General features: G+C 35.4%; 13 protein-coding genes. 1 reads left to right on the forward strand and 12 read right to left on the reverse strand.

Features of this window, described 5'->3' with window-relative positions; translation table 11 throughout:
• Positions 1-69: 69 nt before the first annotated feature.
• The 8 genes from ACO6OL_RS03075 to ACO6OL_RS03110 all read right to left on the reverse strand — a co-directional run bounded on the left by ACO6OL_RS03075 (position 70) and on the right by ACO6OL_RS03110 (position 9,681).
• Complete coding sequence (locus tag ACO6OL_RS03075; RefSeq protein WP_485502106.1) at positions 70-1,902, reverse strand: PTS fructose transporter subunit IIABC; 1,833 nt, start codon at positions 1,900-1,902, stop codon at positions 70-72.
• Entirely contained in the window at positions 1,875-2,009 is a 135-nt protein-coding gene (locus ACO6OL_RS03080; protein WP_485502093.1) for a hypothetical protein, read from the reverse strand. The genes ACO6OL_RS03075 and ACO6OL_RS03080 overlap by 28 nt, the downstream gene beginning before the upstream one ends.
• 133 nt (positions 2,010-2,142) lie before the next feature.
• Complete coding sequence (locus ACO6OL_RS03085) at positions 2,143-3,060, reverse strand: 1-phosphofructokinase family hexose kinase (protein ID WP_485502094.1); 918 nt, start codon at positions 3,058-3,060, stop codon at positions 2,143-2,145.
• A gap of 2 nt (positions 3,061-3,062) precedes the next feature.
• Positions 3,063-3,818 carry a DeoR/GlpR family DNA-binding transcription regulator gene (locus ACO6OL_RS03090; RefSeq protein WP_485502095.1) on the reverse strand — a complete coding sequence of 252 codons (756 nt, stop codon included), beginning with the start codon at positions 3,816-3,818 and terminating at the stop codon, positions 3,063-3,065.
• Between the two features lie 663 nt (positions 3,819-4,481).
• The gene (locus tag ACO6OL_RS03095) at positions 4,482-5,858 is read right to left on the reverse strand and encodes a hypothetical protein (protein ID WP_485502096.1); all 1,377 of its coding nucleotides are present in this window, start codon (positions 5,856-5,858) and stop codon (positions 4,482-4,484) included.
• A 223-nt stretch (positions 5,859-6,081) separates the two neighbouring features.
• Complete coding sequence (locus ACO6OL_RS03100; protein ID WP_485502097.1) at positions 6,082-7,008, reverse strand: nitronate monooxygenase; 927 nt, start codon at positions 7,006-7,008, stop codon at positions 6,082-6,084.
• Positions 7,009-7,327: 319 nt separating this feature from the next.
• Positions 7,328-8,314 (reverse strand): YeiH family protein, encoded by a 987-nt coding sequence (locus ACO6OL_RS03105; protein WP_485502098.1) that lies wholly within the window; start codon positions 8,312-8,314, stop codon positions 7,328-7,330.
• A gap of 188 nt (positions 8,315-8,502) precedes the next feature.
• Positions 8,503-9,681 (reverse strand): CD0519/CD1768 family membrane protein, encoded by a 1,179-nt coding sequence (locus ACO6OL_RS03110; protein ID WP_485502099.1) that lies wholly within the window; start codon positions 9,679-9,681, stop codon positions 8,503-8,505.
• Positions 9,682-10,260: 579 nt separating this feature from the next.
• Between ACO6OL_RS03110 and ACO6OL_RS03115 the strand changes: the two genes are divergently transcribed.
• Entirely contained in the window at positions 10,261-16,428 is a 6,168-nt protein-coding gene (locus ACO6OL_RS03115; protein ID WP_485502100.1) for a ZmpA/ZmpB/ZmpC family metallo-endopeptidase, read from the forward strand.
• 362 nt (positions 16,429-16,790) lie between these two features.
• On the opposite strand, the gene ACO6OL_RS03120 is transcribed toward ACO6OL_RS03115, so the two are convergent.
• The 4 genes from ACO6OL_RS03120 to ACO6OL_RS03135 all read right to left on the reverse strand — a co-directional run.
• A complete protein-coding gene (locus ACO6OL_RS03120) occupies positions 16,791-17,540 on the reverse strand; it encodes a DeoR/GlpR family DNA-binding transcription regulator (RefSeq protein WP_314160660.1) in 750 nt (249 codons plus the stop codon).
• Between the two features lie 231 nt (positions 17,541-17,771).
• The gene (locus ACO6OL_RS03125) at positions 17,772-18,365 is read right to left on the reverse strand and encodes an RDD family protein (protein ID WP_314160661.1); all 594 of its coding nucleotides are present in this window, start codon (positions 18,363-18,365) and stop codon (positions 17,772-17,774) included.
• Positions 18,366-18,372: 7 nt separating this feature from the next.
• Positions 18,373-19,092: a YebC/PmpR family DNA-binding transcriptional regulator gene (locus ACO6OL_RS03130; RefSeq protein ID WP_448913387.1), complete on the reverse strand. Its 720-nt coding sequence runs from the start codon at positions 19,090-19,092 to the stop codon at positions 18,373-18,375.
• Positions 19,093-19,372: 280 nt separating this feature from the next.
• Positions 19,373-20,115 (reverse strand): mucin-binding protein (locus ACO6OL_RS03135; RefSeq protein WP_485502101.1); only part of this gene is annotated, 743 nt, incomplete at its 5' end.

Below are 20,115 nucleotides of genomic sequence, written 5' to 3' on the forward strand. Positions count from 1 at the left end.
CAATGCGAATTTCGAGGCTATTTCTTACTTATATCAAAATAATGATTTTATATACAGTTAATTAATATTTTATTTTACTATCTTTTTACCAAAGCTTAGTGATGCGATTAATAGTAATGCACCTAATACTGCACCGATTACTAAGGCTAATAGATACATAAGCTGGTTACTTACAGCATTAGCAAAAACAGCAAAGATTCCTCCGTGCGGAGCTTTCGATACAATTCCAAAAGTCATACTTAAAGCTCCAGCGATACCACTTGAGATGAATAATGGTGGAATAACACGCGCTGGGTTACTTGCAGCAAACGGGATAGCTCCTTCTGTAATGAATGCTAATCCCATTACGTAGTTTACTAAAGCTCCACTACGTTGAGCTTTTGGCCAGATGTTTTTATTGATTGTAGCTGAGATTGCGATTGCTAATGGAGGTACCATACCACCAATCATAACCGCAGCCATTACATCACTCCCCGCTGAACCTGCAGATGTTAATAGAGCTGTGCCTGTTACGTAAGCAGCTTTGTTAATTGGACCACCCATGTCGATAGCCATCATCGCAGCTACTACGAATCCAAGGATGAATTTACCGCTTCCGTTAAGACTTTCGATAAAGTGTTTTAATCCTTCCATAACACTTGCCATAGGCGCGTTGATTAGGAAAATCATTAATAATCCCATGATTAGCGACCCTAAGATAGGGAATAGGAAGATTGGTTTTATACCATCTAATGAACGAGGCATCCAGCTGAAGGCAATTTTTAATACTTGAATAATTCCACCAGCTAAGAATCCGGCTACTAACGCTCCTAAGAATCCTGATGGAGTGTATGCTAATAAATCACTTTTCAGACTTAAAATACTTGGATCTGCTAAAATACCACCGATCATACCAACAATGAATCCAGGACGGTCAGCGATAGAACGACCAATGAATCCTGCTAGGATTGGTAACATCATACTAAATGAAATTTTACCGAAGTAGAATAATACTTCTGCAACTTTGTTGTAAGATGGATCTTTCGGATCAAATGAGTTAATACCCCAGATGAATGATAGTGCAATAAGAATACCACCAGCTACTACGAATGGTAGCATGTTACTTACACCTTCCATTAGGTGTTTATAAGCACGACGTCCAATACTTTCATTCGCAGATGCTTCTTCTGATGAATCTATTGCTCCATCATGTTTATAGATAGGTGCTTTCCCGTCTAAGATTGTTTGGATAAGTTCTTCTGGTTTGTTAATTCCGTCAGCTACTTTAGTCATAATTGTTGGACGTCCATCAAAACGTGCAACTTCTACTTTTTTATCAGCCGCAACGATGATTCCCGCCGCTCTTTCGATATCTTCTTTTGTAAGTTTGTTTTCTACACCGATTTGACCATTTGTTTCTACTTTAACATCTAGTCCCATCGCTTTTGCTGTTTCTTTGATTTTTTCCGCAGCCATGAATGTATGAGCGATACCTGTTGGACAAGCTGTTACCGCAATGATATATGGTTTTTCTCCACTTGGAGCTTCTATTTTTTCTTCTTTTGGAGCTTCTGTTTGCGCTACGAAGTCTGCGAATACTTTTTCTACATCTGCTTTTGTTGTAGCTGCATCTAATCCTGCTTTTACATCTGCATCCATAAGAGCTTGTGATAATGAAGCTAGAGCTTTAAGGTGCTCGTCTGCTCCACCGTCTGGCGCACAAATCATAAAGATGTGTTTAGCAGGTTGTCCGTCAAAACTTTCCCACTCAACACCTTCATCACTTTTCGCATAAACAATCATCGCTTTGTTAAAGTCTGCACTTTTCGCATGAGGGATAGCTACGTTTTCTCCTACTCCTGTAGTTGACTGAGCTTCACGGGCTAGTAATGCGTTTAAGAAGTTTTCTTTACTAGCGATAATATTTTTTCCACTAACATGCTTGTTAGTTTGTCCAGAGCTTCTTTTTTATCAGCAGCACTGAATCCGAATTGAACTAAGTCATAATTTAGAACATCTGTTAATTTCATTTCTTTCTCCTTTGTTGATTGCATATTTCCGAGGAAATATTTTATTTTTTCTGTAAATAATTTATTGTGGTTTATTTTGACCTCTACTCTCAGGAGCATTTTTTTATTTTCCCACCGTCAATCTATCCAAGTTCTATTTTAATTTTTTAACTTCGATTTGTGGTAGTAATTCTTCAATTAGCTTTTTACTTCCTACTCCTACTGAGAATGATGTCGCACCACCTGCAGCCGATGCATAGCGTAGGGCTTCTTGGTAGTCTTTTGTTTCATTGTATTTCGCAACAAACATCGCAAGCATACTGTCTCCTGCCGCAACAGTCGATACTATCTTACCTTTAGCTACATTAACTTCGAATACTTCTTTATCTTCAGTTAGTAGTAAAGCTCCGTCTGCTCCACGTGAAACAAGAACATTTTTCGCACCACGTTCTTGTAATTTTTCAGCATATTGTAAGATTTCTTCGATACCATTTAGAGTTACTCCGAACATTTCTCCAAGTTCAAATTCATTTGGTTTAACGACGAATGGTTTATACTCTAGTGTGTCTAGCACTAACTCTTTATTACTATCTACAACTAATGTAGCTCCTGATTCAGATACTCTCTTCGCGATAGCTTTAAAGTCTTCTACACCCATTCCCGCGATAACATTACCTGATAAGAATACTACATCTTCTTTCGTCAACACTTCTAGTTTAGTAAAGAAGTCGCTCACGTTATCTAGGTTTACACTGCTACTTTGACCATTTATTTCAGTCTCAGTTTCTGTAGTTAACTTCATGTTGATTCTAGTCGCTCCACGCGTTTCTACAAAATCATGTTCTACACCTAAGTTATCTAGTTCTGATTTTATAAAATACCCTGTAAATCCAGCGACAAATCCCCACGCTTTACTATCAACACCAACGTTGTTTAACAAGATAGAGATGTTAATACCTTTTCCACCTACTACATACTTCGCTTCTTGGGTTCTATTTAACTTCCCAAGTGCGAAATTTTCCGCCGTTGTCAACATGTCAACAGCTGGATTTAAAGTAATTGTATAATACACTATTAGTCCTCCTTTATACTTTTTACTTCTATTATATTTTTAAACTTCTTATATTCTTCTGGAACTTCATAAGATACGATGGTTACATCATCTAATTCGGCGAATTTTTGGAATTTTCTATGTCCGAATTTTGATTTATCAGCAAGAATATACTTCCTCTTGCTGTTTTTTAGTGCCGTAGCCTTTATAAAAGATTCATTTTCTTCGGCAGTTGTTACACCAAAAGTCTCATCTATCCCATTGCAACCTACAAAACACATATCAAAGCTGTATTTCTTCAATTGTTCGATAGCCACCGAACCGATGACAGCTTGCGTCGAATGTTTTATAGTTCCACCTAATATTATTGTATGAATTTTGTTATTAATAAGCTTCGGTAAATGATATGTTGAATTCGTCACAACAGTTATCCTTCTATCACGAAGATATTCTATCATTTCATATGTAGATGTCCCCGCATCAAGATAAATCGTCTGCCCTGATTGTAAGATATTATCGCAAATGTACTTCGCAACTTCTCTTTTTTCCTGTAGGAAGTCTGCACGTTTTGCTTCGACACTTTCTTCACTACCTCGGGCTACTGAGCGTTTCATCGCTCCACCGTGTGTTCTATATAATAAATTTTTATCTTCTAGATTTGTAAGATCGCGTCTTATCGTAGCTTCTGAAACATTACAATGTTCCATCAACTCCTTTAGATTCAACGAACCTCTTTCATCTAATAAATCTAAAATTTTATTCCATCTTTCATTCAACATTTTCTTCTCTCCTAACTCCCATGATTATTATATCTAATATAATATAGCTATTCAATCAAATTCAAGCAAAAACACTCATAAATAATCAAAATAAGTGATTAAAATGAGTGTTTTGTTTTTGATATTTGATTGTTTTTCTAAATGATGAGCGATTTTTATTTTCATATATGTTTCTAAGATGTTTTCAAAATACTTATAAACAAAATTAGCTAAGATTTCCAAATCCTCATTGCAAAGGTTTTTTTAGCGTGATTGATGAGTGATTTTTGCTACTTTATTACTTATTCTGTAAAAAATTTATAATCTCATCCATTCAATTTTACTACTCATAAGTATTATACTTTAAAGTATTAAAATTAGCAAATAAGAAAAAATCAAGAATTATCTTGAAATAGGATTTTTCACGACTTAAAAACACAAATTTTCAAACCTAAACCTCAAATAATTTCAAATAAAAAAGGGAGTGACTCAAAATCGTGATTTCTTAAGAAACGAGATTTTATCAAGTCACTCCCGCACAGTTTATTAGATATCTAAAAGTTTTTATAAAGTGAATTTAGATATCAATAAACCACTGCGTCTATGAGTTCTCACATGGACTTTGTTGAATTTTAGGACTTTTGTCTCAGCCCCTTTTTTTAATCTAATAAGTTATCTTATTAATTATCTTCTTTTTTTGAAACCAACTTCTTCTTCAGCTCTGTTTAGCTTTTGAAGTCTTCTACTTCTTGATCCACCAACAACCTCTATAGCTTTTACTTGGTGAGTTTGTTCAACTTGAGGAGCTGGAGCCTCTTTTACTTGTGGTTGTCCCCCATGTTGCTCTGGTACAACACGTACTTCTTGAGAAGCTTGTACTGGTTGCTCTTTTCGAACTTCATTCACAGGTTGCGCTTGAGCTTCATGTTGAGTGTTTGGATTGAATCCTTGTACTTGAGCTCCATGTTGAGTGTTTGAATTGAAGCTTTGTGCTTGCCCTCCATGTTTAGCATTTGGATTGAATCCTTGTGCCTGTCCTCCATGTTGTGCATTTGGATTGAATCCTTGTGCTTGTCCTTGATACCCTTGTTGCGGGCGTCCTTGTTGTGCGTTTGGATTGAATCCTTGTGGTGCTTGTCCTTGATACCCTTGTTGCGGGCGTCCTTGTTGTGCGTTTGGATTGAATCCTTGTGGTGCTTGTCCTTGATACCCTTGTTGCGGGCGTCCTTGTTGCGCGTTTGGATTGAATCCTTGCGGTTGTCCTTGATACCTTTGTTGTGGGCGCCCTTGCGGTGCATTTGGATTGAATCCTTGCGAGTGCCCTTGCGGTGCATTCGGGTTGAATCCTTGCCCTTGATACCCTTGTTGTGCATTTGGATTAAACCCTTGTTGTCCTGGGAATCCTTGACTCATACCATTATTGAAGTATGGCTGATTCGGAATTAGATTACCAAATTGATCATATTGAACTGGTTGTCCAAATGGATTTGCAAATTGGCTATAGTATTGTTGTGCTTGCGGTGTTTGTCTTAAGAAGAATCTGGCAAGCTCACTATTCGAATTAGTTTCTACCGCGTTTGATGGTAGTGACATTAACACAAAGAAGAATACAATAGTATAAACCGGAGTTAATAAATACACTGAGAAATAACTTAAAATATAATATAAAGCTATTAAAATAACAATCCCCCATGTTGCAAAACCTACATCACGTAGTCTTCTTGTGAAACTTGCAGTTATAGGTAAAATTAAAATAAGTCCAACTATAATAATAAATACTCCAAATGCTAATCCTGTTTGAAGAGTAGAAACTCCATCATTGAATGCTCCTCCACCTAGTAGGTAATCTGCACTTCTCGTTGATTTTCTACCAATACTTGTAAATGAAGAGAACATACCTTGGAATACTATAACTGTTAATAAGATAAGTCCTCCTAAAATACTCCCTACAGGAAACCAGTGTCCAGATACAGATGTATAACCTGTGAAGTCCACGAACCCTTTAAAGAAGTCTTTAAAAGAAGAACCATAAGTAACATGTTTGCGTCTTTGGTCTATCATAAAACCCTCCTGTTGTAATAAAGTTAAATTATATAATTATAATATAATAAAGATTAGCTATAGTCAATTAAAATTTCATTAATACCTCTACTTTTGCACTTTTTAAAAATTCAAATAAAAGTTAATTCTACACTATATTTAATATTGTACTTCCTTTTTAGCTACAATTCCTTTAAACAAAATAAACCTTAGATTTTTTATTACCTAAGGTTTATTTTACATTCTATATTTCTGTTCGTTTCAACACTTCTTTTGCTTCTTTCATGATATCTTCTATTATGTTTTTCACAGGACGAATTTCAGTCACCAACCCCGCTATTTGCCCTGCCATAACCGATCCGTTTTCTACATCACCATCATAAACAGCACATCTTAATGAACCAAGCGTTAGCTCTTCTAATTCCATAAGAGTTGAAGATTGTTCTTCTAGTTCATGATATCTTTTTGTAAGTTCATTTTTAATACCACGAACAGGCGCTCCAAATTTTTCTCCAGTTAAGGTAGTAGATGTATCAACCGCTTCTAATATCATATTTTTATATGCATCTGTCACCGGACATTCTTCTGAAGCTAAGAATACAGTTCCCATCTGAACTCCACTAGCTCCTAAACAATATGCCGCAGCCATTCCACGTCCATCGGCGATACCACCAGCCGCAATAACCGGAATATTCACCGCACTCGTTACCTGCGGTAATAACGCCATAGACGTACTAGTTCCAACGTGTCCTCCAGCTTCCATACCTTCGACAACGACCGCATCACAGCCTAGTTCTTCCATTTTCACCGCAGCTTTCACAGAAGGAATAACCGGAATAACTTTTATCCCCGCTTCTTTTAAGCGCGGCATGAACTTTCTAGGTGTACCAGCTCCTGTTGTGACGATTTTGACATCTTCTTCAATAACAACATCGATTATTTCATCGATATTCGGCATCATCAGCATTAGATTAACCGCGAAAGGTTTATCTGTAAGTTCTTTACACTGTTGAATCTCTTTACGTAGTTCTTCAGGGCTCACTCCCCCTGATGCCAGTATTCCTAACGCACCAGCATTAGATACTGCTGAAACAAGTTCATGTCTTGCTATTTGAGCCATCGCTCCTTGAAAAATTGGATACTTTATCCCTAAAAGATTGGTAATTGTCATAAACATTCTCCTCTATCGATTTTATATTTTAAATTTCTTAAAAGGGGCTGAACCAAGAGTCCTGAAATTTAACACAGTTCATATGAGAACTCATAGACACAGTGGTTTATTGATATCTAAATTCGCTTTATAAAAGCTTTTTAGATATCTAATAAACCGTGCGGGGGTGACTCGACAAAATCTTGTTTCTCTAAAATCACAATTTTTGAGTCACTCCCAATAAAATTTCTACTTGAAAATTTATCTTGCTTGTTCCTATCGAAATTTCACTACAAAACAAATCTTGTCACCTGCTAGCTAATCAATCACAAATAGTTTATTAGAAAACAAATCTAGCAACTACGTAGCAAACTATCATCAAGATTACCGATGATAAGAAGCACGCTGTGAATACACGCACACCACGTTCTTTAATAACCTTAAAGTTAACACTCATACCAAGAGCTGCCATCGCCATACCTAAGAAGATATACGCTGCATCAACGAAATAAGGCGCTAATGGTTTTAAGAAAGTAACATAACTTCCTAAAATACTCATAAAGATAAACCCTAAAATAAAGTACGGCATCGGAACTTTACCTTTCGTTTCATCTTGAGTTTTTTTATTAACTACAATCAGCACACCTGCCACAACAATAAGCATAAGAACACGTGACAACTTAGTAAGAATCGCAGCATCAAGAGCTACTTGACCACCTGCTCCTCCTGCCGCAACTGCGTGAGCTATTTCGTGAAGACTTCCTCCTGTAAACACTCCGTAGTTGTATACATCAAGCCCTAAATAAGGTTGCAAGGTTACTTCTATCAAGGTAAACACTGTACCTAAAATTGCAACTACCGCAACAGCAAGAACACTGTTATCGGTTTTCGCACGAAGTTGACCACTTACCCCCATAACAGCCGCAGCTCCACAGATACCACAACCACACGAAGAAAGTAAGGCAAGTTCGTGATCTACTTTAAACGCGCGGCACATAAAGTACGTTAAAGTAATCATGAATAGTACAATAAAGAAGGCAACGACTAATGTTTTCTTCCCTTCAGCTAAAAGTCTATCTAACGCTAACTTAAATCCGAGTAAAATTATCCCAAGGCGCAAGAACTTATTACTTATAAACGGAATATCCGCCTTAACCTGTTCTTTTAATCCTTTTGACGTTTGTAACGCCATACCGATAACAAGCGCAATTACCAAATGCCCAAAAAGTTTTAATGCCGGTACTTGTGCTAGATACTTCGCAACTAACGAAATAACTAACATTATACCCAAAGTATAATAAAAATTAACACTCTTAAATCTTTCCATAAAAGATTTCCCCTTTTATAATATTTGTAAAAAGTACATATAGCTTAATTATACTACTTCCCGTACTTCTCTTCAAGGAATCATAAAAATTAATAACACCCATCAATAGTTTTTCGAATATAAATTTATAAAATTCTCTAACAACAAAGAAAGACGTAACTTTCAAAGCTACGTCTTTTATAATCCTATTATCCTAATAGTACAAACAAATAATGAGCTATAATCCCAGCCGCAATTCCTCCGATAGTATGAGAAAGGATAGCTTTTGAAGATAATTTTCTAACTCCAAGTGCATCCATCATACCAATGTGTGTACTTAAGTATCCACTCCAGCACATTCCCATCGCTGTAAATACTGCGATATCATTAGCTCCAATAAGTCCGTTTTTCAAGAATTCTGGCACTAGAGAAATCGCTCCTCCTACAGCTCCTAACGCTGTGATTGGGAAGGCAATTGCCTCTGCAGAATGGAATCCAAATAATGGTTCAAGAATAAATTTCAGTTTCTCCCCTAACCATGGTAGAAATCCTACTCCCTCATAAGCAGCTCCAGTATATCCTCCAGCAGGCATTTTGAATGTTAACATCATTACAAAAGTACAAACTATAAGTACCCCTGGAATAATCGCCATACCCATTTCTACACCTACTTTTCCACCTTCTAAGATAGTATCAAGCGTACGTTGGAATAAATTTCCATCACGTACTATTCTAACTTTTTCTAGTGATTGACCTTCTACTTCAGCATCTACAACTGAATCTTCTGCTTCATCTCCGTAGTATTTTTTAGTTTGTCTTAACATTAAACGCACACTTATTATACTTCCTATAATAGCCCCGACATTCCCAATAATAGCTGCTTTAACAAATCCTTCTCCTTGACCCATCATAAACATTGTTACGATAAGCCCCATACCAAATGCTGTCCCTAAGTTACATAACGCTGGAACTTGATATTTTTTGAAGAAAGCTATAAAACGTTTATCTTTTGAGAATGGAATAATCGCCGGGTTATCTGATAAATACGTCGCTACTGCCCCAGTTACACTCGCTCCAGGCATTCCCCAAAGTGGTTTCATAAGAGGTGCAAATATTTTGTTAATTAACGCTATCGCTCCAAACTCTGATAATAGAGCACTCATAGCTCCAGCAATAACAGCCATCGCCATAATAAAAAATACTGTATTCAGTAATAAATCGTGAGCTGTCGCCATCATCGTTTTAAACATAAGCGGTGTTCCCATTTTTCTCGCCATCAGTCCAAATATCGAGAAGAATATCGCTAGAAAGACAAATGTTTCTAAACTTACAGCCTTCTTAACAACTACATTTTGCTTTGTTTTCTTCTTGGTTGTTTCTTCACCCATAAAAATCTTCCTTTCATAATTTTTTGTTCTAATATTTTAATTTCAACTTCAATCTCCTTAAACTGTAATAATACAATTTAATTTATATATTATACCATAAAAACTCAACTGTCACAACTATTTCAATAATTAGGCAATTAATTAAACTACTAACTTTATAAGATTGCCTGTCTACCATTTAAACTCCACTTAAGTAATCCTCAGCTCGTCATTCCTCCTTTCTCTATGTTCTATTCCCTTAGATTTCGGGTTTCTGACATTTTTCACCTCATTTTTCTCTATATCACAATTCATTTAAAAAGAGTATTCTTACAAAAATTAATTTTTTATAATTTTTACAATTCACCTCTATCTTTTTATTAAAAATCTCATTTCTATTTAAATCGATTATAGTTTTTATAATTTTTATATATTTAATTTTTCAATTCATCGAAAAAATTTTTATTACTTACCATACTTTCAAATAAAAAATTATTGAACTTTAAACGCTTTACATAATGTCTATCAATTGCAATACCATACCTTTTTTGATAGAATATAATAGCAACAAAATACATAATAAGGAGATAGAAAATTTTCATGCGAACGCAAAATAAAAATAATAAAATTTTAAAGTTTTCAATTAGAAAATTATCTTTTGGTGCGGCACCTGTTGTTATCGGTGCTTTATTCTTCGGAAGCCACGTACCAAGTGAGGCGCTTGCCAACGAAAATAACTCAAGCGTTAAATATACTTATCTAGCTGAAAACGAACTTACAGAATCGGAAAAAGCTTTAATTAAACGAAGTATTCCTAATGATGCGAAAAACAACGAAACATACTACATGGTTTATAAAAAAGAAGCTAAACCTACGACAGAATTAAAAGAATTACCTAATACTGGGCAAAGTTCACTACCAGTAGCTGGTCTTGGAATCGGTACTGCAGTATTGGTAGTTCTTTTGATGTCTAAAAAACACAGAAACAAAGTTCTTAGCATTGTATTGATTGGAGCTATGGGGCAAAGTATCGTTATGCCTTACCAATCATTTGCATTCGAAAACAAAGAGTTAGTACGTTACAACACACAAACAACAGTTGCTAATTCTAGTGAACTTGCGAATGGTGTAATCAATATTGATGGTTACCGTTATGTTGGGTATTTCACACTTAGTGATTTAGGTGTATTACCTCAAGAAGAACAAAAAGTTCTTCCAAAACCAACACAACCTATCGTTGAGCCGACACAACCTCAACCAGAACCAACTCCAGCACCTAAAGTTGAGTACAAAACAACACCTGAGGAAGGTATTAAAACAGTAATTGAAAACAAACCTGAACTTAAATCTACTACTGAATCTGTTGCTTTCCAAACTGTTAAACAACCTGATGCTACTTTACCTAAAGGGCAAACTAAAATTGTTCAAAAAGGAGTTGACGGTGAACAAATCGTATTTAGCGAAGTAACTACTATTGATGGTAAAGAATCTAGCAAAGTTATTAAAACTTCAGTCACTAAAGAACCTGTAAATAACATTATTGCTGTAGGAACTAAGGAAGCAACTACTCCAACTCCAAAACCTGAAGAAGTTAAGCCTACTCCTCAACCTGAAAAACCTGAGGAAACTAAGCCTACTCCTCAACCGAAAACTCCAAAACCTGAGGGAACTAAGCCTTCTCAACCAGCAGAAACTAAACTAGAAGAGAAAGTAGACAAAACAGCACTAAAAGCCCAAATCGATAGAGCTCTTGCACTTGTTCCTGCTGATTATTCATCTGCAAGCTACAACGCTCTTAAACCAATTTTAGCCGCTGCTCAAAGCGTCTACGCTTCAGATTCTGTAAAACAACCTGAAGTAGATAGCGAGACAGCTAAACTTAAAACTGCTATCGATGCACTAAATGTTGATAAAACAGACTTAAATAAAACTATCGTAGATGCGAAATCAAAAACTAAAGAACACTACAGTGATACATCTTGGGCAAACCTTCAATCTGTATTAGCTGATGCTGAAAAAGTTACAAACAACCCAGCAGCAAAACAAAGCGAAGTAGATTACATTAACGAAAAACTTAAAGCAGCTATCGCTGGATTAAACACAGATAAAACTGAACTTGAAAAACAACTAGCAAATGCTAACTCTAAAACCGCTTCAGATTTCAGCCCTGTGACTTGGTCTGCATTAGAAGAAGCTAAAAAAGCTGCTCAAGCTGTAGAAGATAACGCTACTGCTACTCAAACTCAAATCGATGAAGCCGCTAAAAAACTTAAAGCCGCTATCGATGCTCTTAATGTTGATAAAACAAAATTACAAAAACAAATAACAATCGCAGAAACTAAACAAGAAGCTGACTATAGCCCTAAAACTTGGAATGAATTCAAAAATGCTGAAATCAAAGCAAAAGAAATCAACAACCAAACTACTCCACTTCCTAAACAAAGTGAAATAGATGCGGCTACTAAAGCTCTTCAAGATGCTATTAAAGCTCTTGCTGTAGATAAAACTGCATTACAAACGGCTATTAACACAGCTAACAGCAAACGTAAAGAAGAATACACTACTCAAACATGGAAAGCTTTAGAAGAAGCACTTGCAGCAGCAAATCCTGTAAATGCAGATGAAGCTACTACTCAAAGCAAAGTAAACGCAGCTACTGAAAAACTAAAAGAAGCTATCAAAAACTTAGCTCCATTAGCTGAAAAACCGATACTGAAATTTGTTGATACTGACAAGAAAGTATTAGACCACGAAGTGATTGCTAAGTATTCTCTAGAAAATCCTACTAAAGCTAAAATCAAATCAATCACGGCTACCTTGAAAAAAGATGGACAAATTGTTAAGACTGTAAATCTGACAGAAAATAATCTAGATGCTTTATTAGACAATGTAGAATACTTCAAAGGTTACACTCTATCTACTACAATGGTTTACGATAAAGGTAATGGTGAAGAAACTGAAACATTAGCAGATCAACCAATTCAATTAGATCTTAAAAAAGTTGAAATCAAAAACATCAAAGAAACAAGCTTAATAAGCGTTGATAATGCAGGTGTTGAAACTGACATCAGTTTACTTTCGGAAAAACCAACGAATGTTGCCCCACTTTACCTACGAGTTACAACTCACGATAACAAAGTGACAAGACTTTCTGTTGATAAAGTTGAAGAAGTAGTTAAAGATGGAAAAACTTTATACAAAGTTACTGCTACAGCTCCTGATTTAGTTCAACACACAGACGCTTCTAAATTAGCAAATGAGTATGTTCATTACTTCGAAAAACAAAAATTAAAAGAAGGTAATGTTTACTACAACTTCAACGAACTTGTAAAAGACATGCAAGCTAACCCTACTGGAGAGTTTAAACTTGGTGCAGACCTTAATGCAGCAAACGTAAAACCTAATGGAAAATCTTATGTTACTAATACATTTAAAGGCAAATTACTAAGTAATGATGGCGGCAGATTTACTATCCACAACTTAGCACGTCCTCTATTTGGTAGAGTCGAAAATGCCCATGTTCATGATATTAACTTAGGTAATGTAGATATTAATTTACCTGGAGAAAATAAAGTTGCACCTCTTGGTGAAATGTTCAAAAACTCAAATATCGAAAATATTAAGGTAACAGGTAATGTTGTAGGTAACAACGATGTTACCGGTATGGTTAACAAACTTGATGAATCAAATATGCGTAACGTTGCATTTATCGGTAAGATTAACAGTCTTGGAGATAAATCTTGGTGGTCTGGAGGACTTGTAAGTGAAAGCTGGAGAAGTAATACAGACAGCGTTTATTTCGATGGTGATATTGTAGGTAACAACTCTAAATTTGGTGGACTTGTCGCTAAAGTTAACCACGGTGGGAACCCTAACGATTTCAAACAACGTGGTAGATTAACAAATTCATTTGTTAAAGGTACTATGACACTTAAAAACCACGGTCAAAGTGGTGGTCTAATCCACGAAAACTATGACTGGGGATGGGTTGAAAACAACGTTAGTATGATGAAAGTTACAAATGGAGAAATCATGTATGGAGCAAGTTCAGTTGACACTGGAGATTCATACTTCGGATTTGATAACTTCAAGAATAACTTCTATGTAACTGATGTAGCTACAGGATTATCTTCATACAAAAAATCTAAACAAATTAAAGGTATTACAGAAGCTCAAGCCTTAGAAAAATTTGCTAAAATGGGAATCACTGCTCATGAGTATAAAATTAACGAACCAGTAGTTAATACACTTAACAACATCAAACCAAAAGCTGATACTTATAAAGATACTCAAGATTATAAAGCAGACCACGAACTTGCTTACCGTAACATCGAAAAACTTCAACCGTTCTATAATAAAGAGTGGATCGTTAACCAAGGTAACAAGATTCCTGCAAACTCTAAATTATTAACTACAGAAGTTTTATCTGTTGCTGCGATGAAAGATAATGAGTTCGTAACTGAACTTGGTGATGCCAACCGCATTATCGTTCATTACGCTGATAAGACAAAAGAAATCTTTAACATCTCACCTAAAGAATCTCAAGTGAAACAAGTTAAAGAATATAGCATCGCTGAACTTGGAGAAATAGTTTACACTCCTAACATCGTTGATAAAGAGCGTAGCGATTTAATCAGCGCTATCGAAAGTAAATTAAGTCCAGTTGAATTACAATCTGATCCTGTTTATCAACTCTTAGGAAGAACAGGTGGTAACAAGGTAAATGCAATTAAGGACCTTTACCTAGAAGAAAGCTTCAAGTATGTTAAAGATAACCTTAATAAATTCGTTACTAAGTTAGTTCAAAATGAAGATCACCAACTTAACACTGATGAAGCTGCTAAACGTGCATTAATTAAGAAAATTGATGACAATAAAGCTGCAGTCCTTCTTGGATTAGCTTATCTAAACCGTTACTACGGCGTTAAATTCGATGACTTTAATATTAAAGAATTAATGTTATTCAAACCGGACTTCTATGGTAAGAATGTTAATGTGTTAGACTTCTTAATTAAGATTGGTTCTAAAGAAAGTAATATTAAAGGTGATAGAACTTTAGAGGCTTATCGCGAAACTATCGGTGGAGTTATCGGTATAGGCGAGTTAAACAGTTTCTTAGACTATAACATGCGTCTATTCACAAGTGATACTGACTTAAACGATTGGTTCATAAAAGCTACTAAAGATAATGTATATATTGTTGAACCAAAAACAACAACTCCTGAATTTGCTGATAAGAAACACAGAGCATACGAAGGATTAAACAACGACGTGCATGGTAAGATGATTTTACCACTTCTTAACTTAAAAGATGCACATATGTTCTTAATCTCAACATATAACACTATGGCTTACAGTTCATTCGAGAAATACGGTAAGAACACAGCTGCAGAGCGTGAGGCATTCAAAGCTGAAATCGATAAAGTAGCAAAAGGTCAACAAAATTACCTAGACTTCTGGTCTCGCTTATCATTAGATAAAGTTCGTAACCAACTTCTTAAGAGCAACAACATGGTACCAACACCAGTCCTAGATAACCAAAATTACAAGGGAATCAGCACAGATAAATATGGACACACTAATAGTGGTAAAGACGTAGCACCTATCCGTGAATTATACGGACCAACAGGACGTTATCATGCTACTGACGGGCGTATGGGAGCTGTAGCTCGTGTTTACGGTAACCCTTATAAAGATGATTCTGTATTCTTCATGGTTACTGATATGATTAGTGATTTCGGTATCTCAGCCTTCACTCACGAAACAACTCACGTAAATGACCGTATGGTTTACTTAGGTGGTTCAAGACACCGTGAAGGAACTGACCTAGAAGCATTCGCACAGGGTATGTTACAATCACCTGCTGAAACAAGTCCAAACGGTGACTTTAAAGCGCTAGGATTAAATATGGCATACGAACGTCCAAATAACGGAAACCAATGGTATAATACTAATCCAAACGACCTTACATCTCGTGCTGAAATCGATAATTACATGAAAGGTTTCAACGACACATTAATGCTTCTTGATTACCTTGAAGGAGAAGCTGTAATTGATAAACACAGTAAAGAATTAAATAATGCTTGGTTCAAGAAAGTTGCTAAAAAACTACGTAACGCTAATACGAAGAACCAATACGATGAAGTTAGAGACCTTAACGAAGAAGAAAAAGGATATGAGTTAAACTCTGTTAACGACTTAGTAGACAAAAACTTCATGACTAAACACGGTCCAGGTAATGCTATCTATGATCCAACTGGATTTGGAACTGCCTACGTGACTGTACCTATTACTGCTGGTATCTACGGAGGTAACACAAGTGAAGGTGCTCCAGGATCTATGTCATTCAAACATAACACATTCAGAATGTGGGGTTACTATGGATATGAAAAAGGATTCTTAAACTATGCTTCGAATATGTTAAAAGCTGAATCTAAAAAAGCCGGTAAAGATACTCTAGGGGATGACTTCATCATCAAGAAAGTTTCTGATAACAAATTCAGTACTTTAGAAGAATGGAAGAAAGCATACTTCAAAGAAGTTGTTGATAAAGCTAAAGCAGGATTTAACCCTGTTACAATCGACGGTACTACATACAGTAGCTACGATGACTTGAAACGTGCATTTGCCGAAGCAGTTGAAAAAGATAAAGCAACTCTTAAAAATGGATCAGTTAAATCTGACAATACTGTTACACTTAAAGAGAAACTATACAAAAAACTTCTTCAACAAACAAACAGCTTTAAAACTTCTATCTTCAAATCATAATTTGAATAACAAAAACCTAGATTTAGAAATTTCTAAATCTAGGTTTTTTGATATTTCAGAGAGCGATTTTTATATTTCGAGGGGCGAGCCTTATATTTCAGAAAACGCTATTTATATACCAGGAGAATTTTTCGTAGTTTAAGATTACGTAAGCCTCATATCCTCTATCTTAAAAAAGGGAGCGACTCAAAAATCGCGATTTCTTAAGAAACAAGATTTTGTCGAGTCACCCCTGCACATTTTATTGAATATCTAACGAGCTTTTACAAAGCGAATTTAGATATCAATAAACCACTGCGTCTATATGTTCTCATATGAACTTTGTTGAATTTTAGGACTTTTGAGGCTCCCCCACTATCATTTTATATTATCTCTACTTCTTTTCTATACTGATCTTTAATATTCTCGTCAAGAACATCGTCACTGATGATTGCAGTTAAGTCTTTTAATTGGAAAAACGTATAAAAAGCATGTGTCGAAAACTTACTATGGTCTGCTAGAACATAGCGTTCCGTCGCATTATTAAGAATCGTTTCGTTACAACGCCCTTCTTCTTCATCAGAGATAGTAACTTTCTCTAAATCTATACCATTTACTCCCACAAATGCCTTGTTAACACTTATTTTACTAAGTGCATCTTGCGTGAAATATCCAATAAATCCTTTTGTTTTCTGGCGATATCTACCACCGATAAAAATAAGATCGCAAGAAGGATTATCTTTGAACTGTTCAAACACCGTCAATGAATTAGTTACTATATTAAGATTCTTATCTTGTAAAAATTCTGACAAGTAACTCGTAGTACTTCCCGGACCAATAAAAATAGTTTCATTATCTTTTATAAGATCCGCTACCTTTCTAGCTATTTGTTTTTTCTCTTCAACATTTACAGAAATCTTCTTATTATAATTATCTTCTTGATAAAAATTTTTCGGCTTTAATTTTGCTCCACCATGTATTCTCGTAAGGTGACCATAGTCTTCCAATTCTTGTAAGTCACGACGTATTGTCATCTCTGTCACTTTCATATCATGAGCAAGTTTACTCACACGCACTAAATGCTTTGTTTTTAATTCGTTTAAAATATAGCTGTGTCTATCTATTTTTAACATTTTTTCTCCACTCTCGACTAATAAATTTAACATTTATATTGTAACATTTTTTTGAAAAATATAAAACTGAAAACATAAAAAAACATTCAAACGAACATCGATTCTAACATGAAAAACAAGGTTGTATAATAATTTCGAATCTGATTTTTTCCATATCACGTACTTGACAAAGAACCAAAAAAACTAGTTATACTCTGGTTTATGTTAACCTTGAATAACTAGTTTTATTTATTATTTCTCTTTATCTTCTTTTACTTTTGCTACTTTTGGCTGTTCTGTAGCTGCAACTACTCGCATATTCAACAATCTATCATATAGCATTATTGAATCTTTACGTTTAAGCACATATGTTTCATACAGCCAGAATAGCGCTGAAACTGGTACCGCAGCCCAACCTACAGTAACTTTAATTAAGAATTCTCTGATTAAATATCTAGAAAATTCAATTTTCTTGTTGTCAGTTGGAACTAATCTTATTTTGAAAAGTTTTTTCCCAATTGTTTGACCTTGCCATTTGTGAGGTAGGTATCCGTATAAAAGAACCGCAAAAATAACTATTGAAATCGTCATATATAACGCGTTTCTTTCATTTTCTGCTCCACCTTGAGCTCGTAAATTCGCAGTAGTATACTGGAATACAAAAGCTATCGGCAAGTAAATAGCTAAGTCAATTAGATATGCAAAGAAACGTTTAACGATTGACGCTGTTTCTCCGTTTATATCTAATATTGGTTCTTCTATTGGACCTGAAATATCACTTAATGTTGGCTTTATATTTCTGTCATTATAGCTATATGAGCTATTTTTTTTAATCTTTTTTACCATGATTCACCTAAGCTTCTAAGTCAACGTTGTGGTACACTTGTTGAACGTCTTCACAGTCATCAAGCATTTCTAACATTCTTTCAAATTTAGCTTTGTCTTCTTCACTTAATGTTACTTCGTTTTGAGGAAGCATTGAAATTTCAGCAACTTCAAACTCTTCGATTCCAGCAGCTTTCAGAGCTTCTTGGATTTCGTGGAAGTTTTCTGGTTCACCGTATACTAATGTTAATTCATCTTCTTCGATAATATCACGAGCATCGATATCAGCTTCCATAAGGATTTCTAATAATTCATCAGCGCTTTTACCTTCAACACCGATTACCGCAGTGTTGTCGAACATGTAATTAACAGAACCAGTAACTCCTAAGTTACCTCCGTTTTTACCTAATGCTGTACGTACTTCAGCAGCTGTACGGTTTACGTTGTTTGTAAGAGTATCGATGATTACCATTGTTCCACTTACACCGAAACCTTCATAGCGTAACTCATCATAGTTCTCTTCACTTCCACCTTTTGCTTTTTCAATAGCACGGTCAATAATATTTTTAGGAACACGGTAAGTTTTCGCTCTTTCTAAAACTACTTTTAGATTTCTGTTACTTTCTGGATCTGGTTCTCCAGTTTTCGCTGCTTGGTAGATTTCACGTCCAAATTTAGCATAAATCTTACTAGTGTTAGCGTCTTTTGCCGCTTTTTTTTCTTTAATATTATTCCATTTACGACCCATAGTCTTTTAATCTCTCTTTCTTTTGTAAATATTTTCCATTTTTGTAAAACTCCCTCGCTATTTATAGCCTAAAAGTTATTACATACCTCTCTATATTACTATATTTAAGCTATTTTTTCAAGCATTGTCTAGGTTTTTTAGCTAATTAACAATCATATATTTTTATTTATTATCTTAATACTATTCAATATAAATAACTATAAAATTATAACTTTGCCTTAATATATCTATCATAAAAAGAATGGCTAATATATAACCATTCTTTTTAAATATCCTCACTCTAGTTTTGTTTTTTACGTCTAGCTACCTCTGCAGCTACTAACGATATTAATCCTAAAGCTCCAAACCCAGTAGTTTTTTCCCCTGTATTAGCCAATTTTTTTGATTTTTGTACTTCTGATACATCTTTTATTTTAAGTTTTATTTCAGAGTCCCCTTTTGGCTTCGATTCCGGTTTCGGTTCTGGTTTCGGCTCCGGTTTTGGTTCTGGTTTTGGCTCTGACTTCGGCTCTGGTTTTGGCTCTGACTTCGGCTCTGGTTTTGGCTCTGACTTCGGCTCTGGTTTTGGTTCTGGCTTCGGCTCTGGTTTTGGTTCCGGCTTCGGCTCTGGTTTTGGTTCCGGCTTCGGCTCTGGTTTTGGTTCTGGCTTCAGCTCTGCTTCATAGTATACATCAATCGTTTTGTTTTCTGTTGTTGATGTTACTTCTGTCGCTTCTACTGTTGCTACACTTGGAGCTTTATAGTTTGCTATTGCTTCTGGTGTTACTTCTGACCAGTTGCCTTTACTCCATTCTCCGTATGTAACTTCTTTTGTGACTTTGTTTGTTGTCTTCGGTCTTGTTAACGTCACTGTTTCAACTGTTGGATCTTTCAAGACTTTGTTCGTACCTTTTTCTAGGTAGTTGATTGTTCTCGTCACTGTTTTTTCTTCTGTTCCAGTTTCTGTATCTGCTTCGTAGTATACATCTATCGTTTTGTTTTCTGTTGTTGATGTTACTTCTGTCGCTTCTACTGTTGCTACAC

The organism is Gemella sp. (assembly GCF_057272915.1).

What these genes read in the sequence shown, in the direction of transcription:
- ACO6OL_RS03125 (WP_314160661.1), bottom strand. Translation starts at nt 18,365, where the DNA reads ATGGTAAAAAAGATTAAAAAAAATAGCTCATATAGCTATAATGACAGA.
- ACO6OL_RS03115 (WP_485502100.1), top strand. Translation starts at nt 10,261, where the DNA reads ATGCGAACGCAAAATAAAAATAATAAAATTTTAAAGTTTTCAATTAGA.
- ACO6OL_RS03130 (WP_448913387.1), bottom strand. Translation starts at nt 19,092, where the DNA reads ATGGGTCGTAAATGGAATAATATTAAAGAAAAAAAAGCGGCAAAAGAC.
- ACO6OL_RS03095 (WP_485502096.1), bottom strand. Translation starts at nt 5,858, where the DNA reads ATGATAGACCAAAGACGCAAACATGTTACTTATGGTTCTTCTTTTAAA.
- ACO6OL_RS03100 (WP_485502097.1), bottom strand. Translation starts at nt 7,008, where the DNA reads ATGACAATTACCAATCTTTTAGGGATAAAGTATCCAATTTTTCAAGGA.
- ACO6OL_RS03080 (WP_485502093.1), bottom strand. Translation starts at nt 2,009, where the DNA reads ATGAAATTAACAGATGTTCTAAATTATGACTTAGTTCAATTCGGATTC.
- ACO6OL_RS03120 (WP_314160660.1), bottom strand. Translation starts at nt 17,540, where the DNA reads ATGTTAAAAATAGATAGACACAGCTATATTTTAAACGAATTAAAAACA.
- ACO6OL_RS03105 (WP_485502098.1), bottom strand. Translation starts at nt 8,314, where the DNA reads ATGGAAAGATTTAAGAGTGTTAATTTTTATTATACTTTGGGTATAATG.
- ACO6OL_RS03110 (WP_485502099.1), bottom strand. Translation starts at nt 9,681, where the DNA reads ATGGGTGAAGAAACAACCAAGAAGAAAACAAAGCAAAATGTAGTTGTT.
- ACO6OL_RS03090 (WP_485502095.1), bottom strand. Translation starts at nt 3,818, where the DNA reads ATGTTGAATGAAAGATGGAATAAAATTTTAGATTTATTAGATGAAAGA.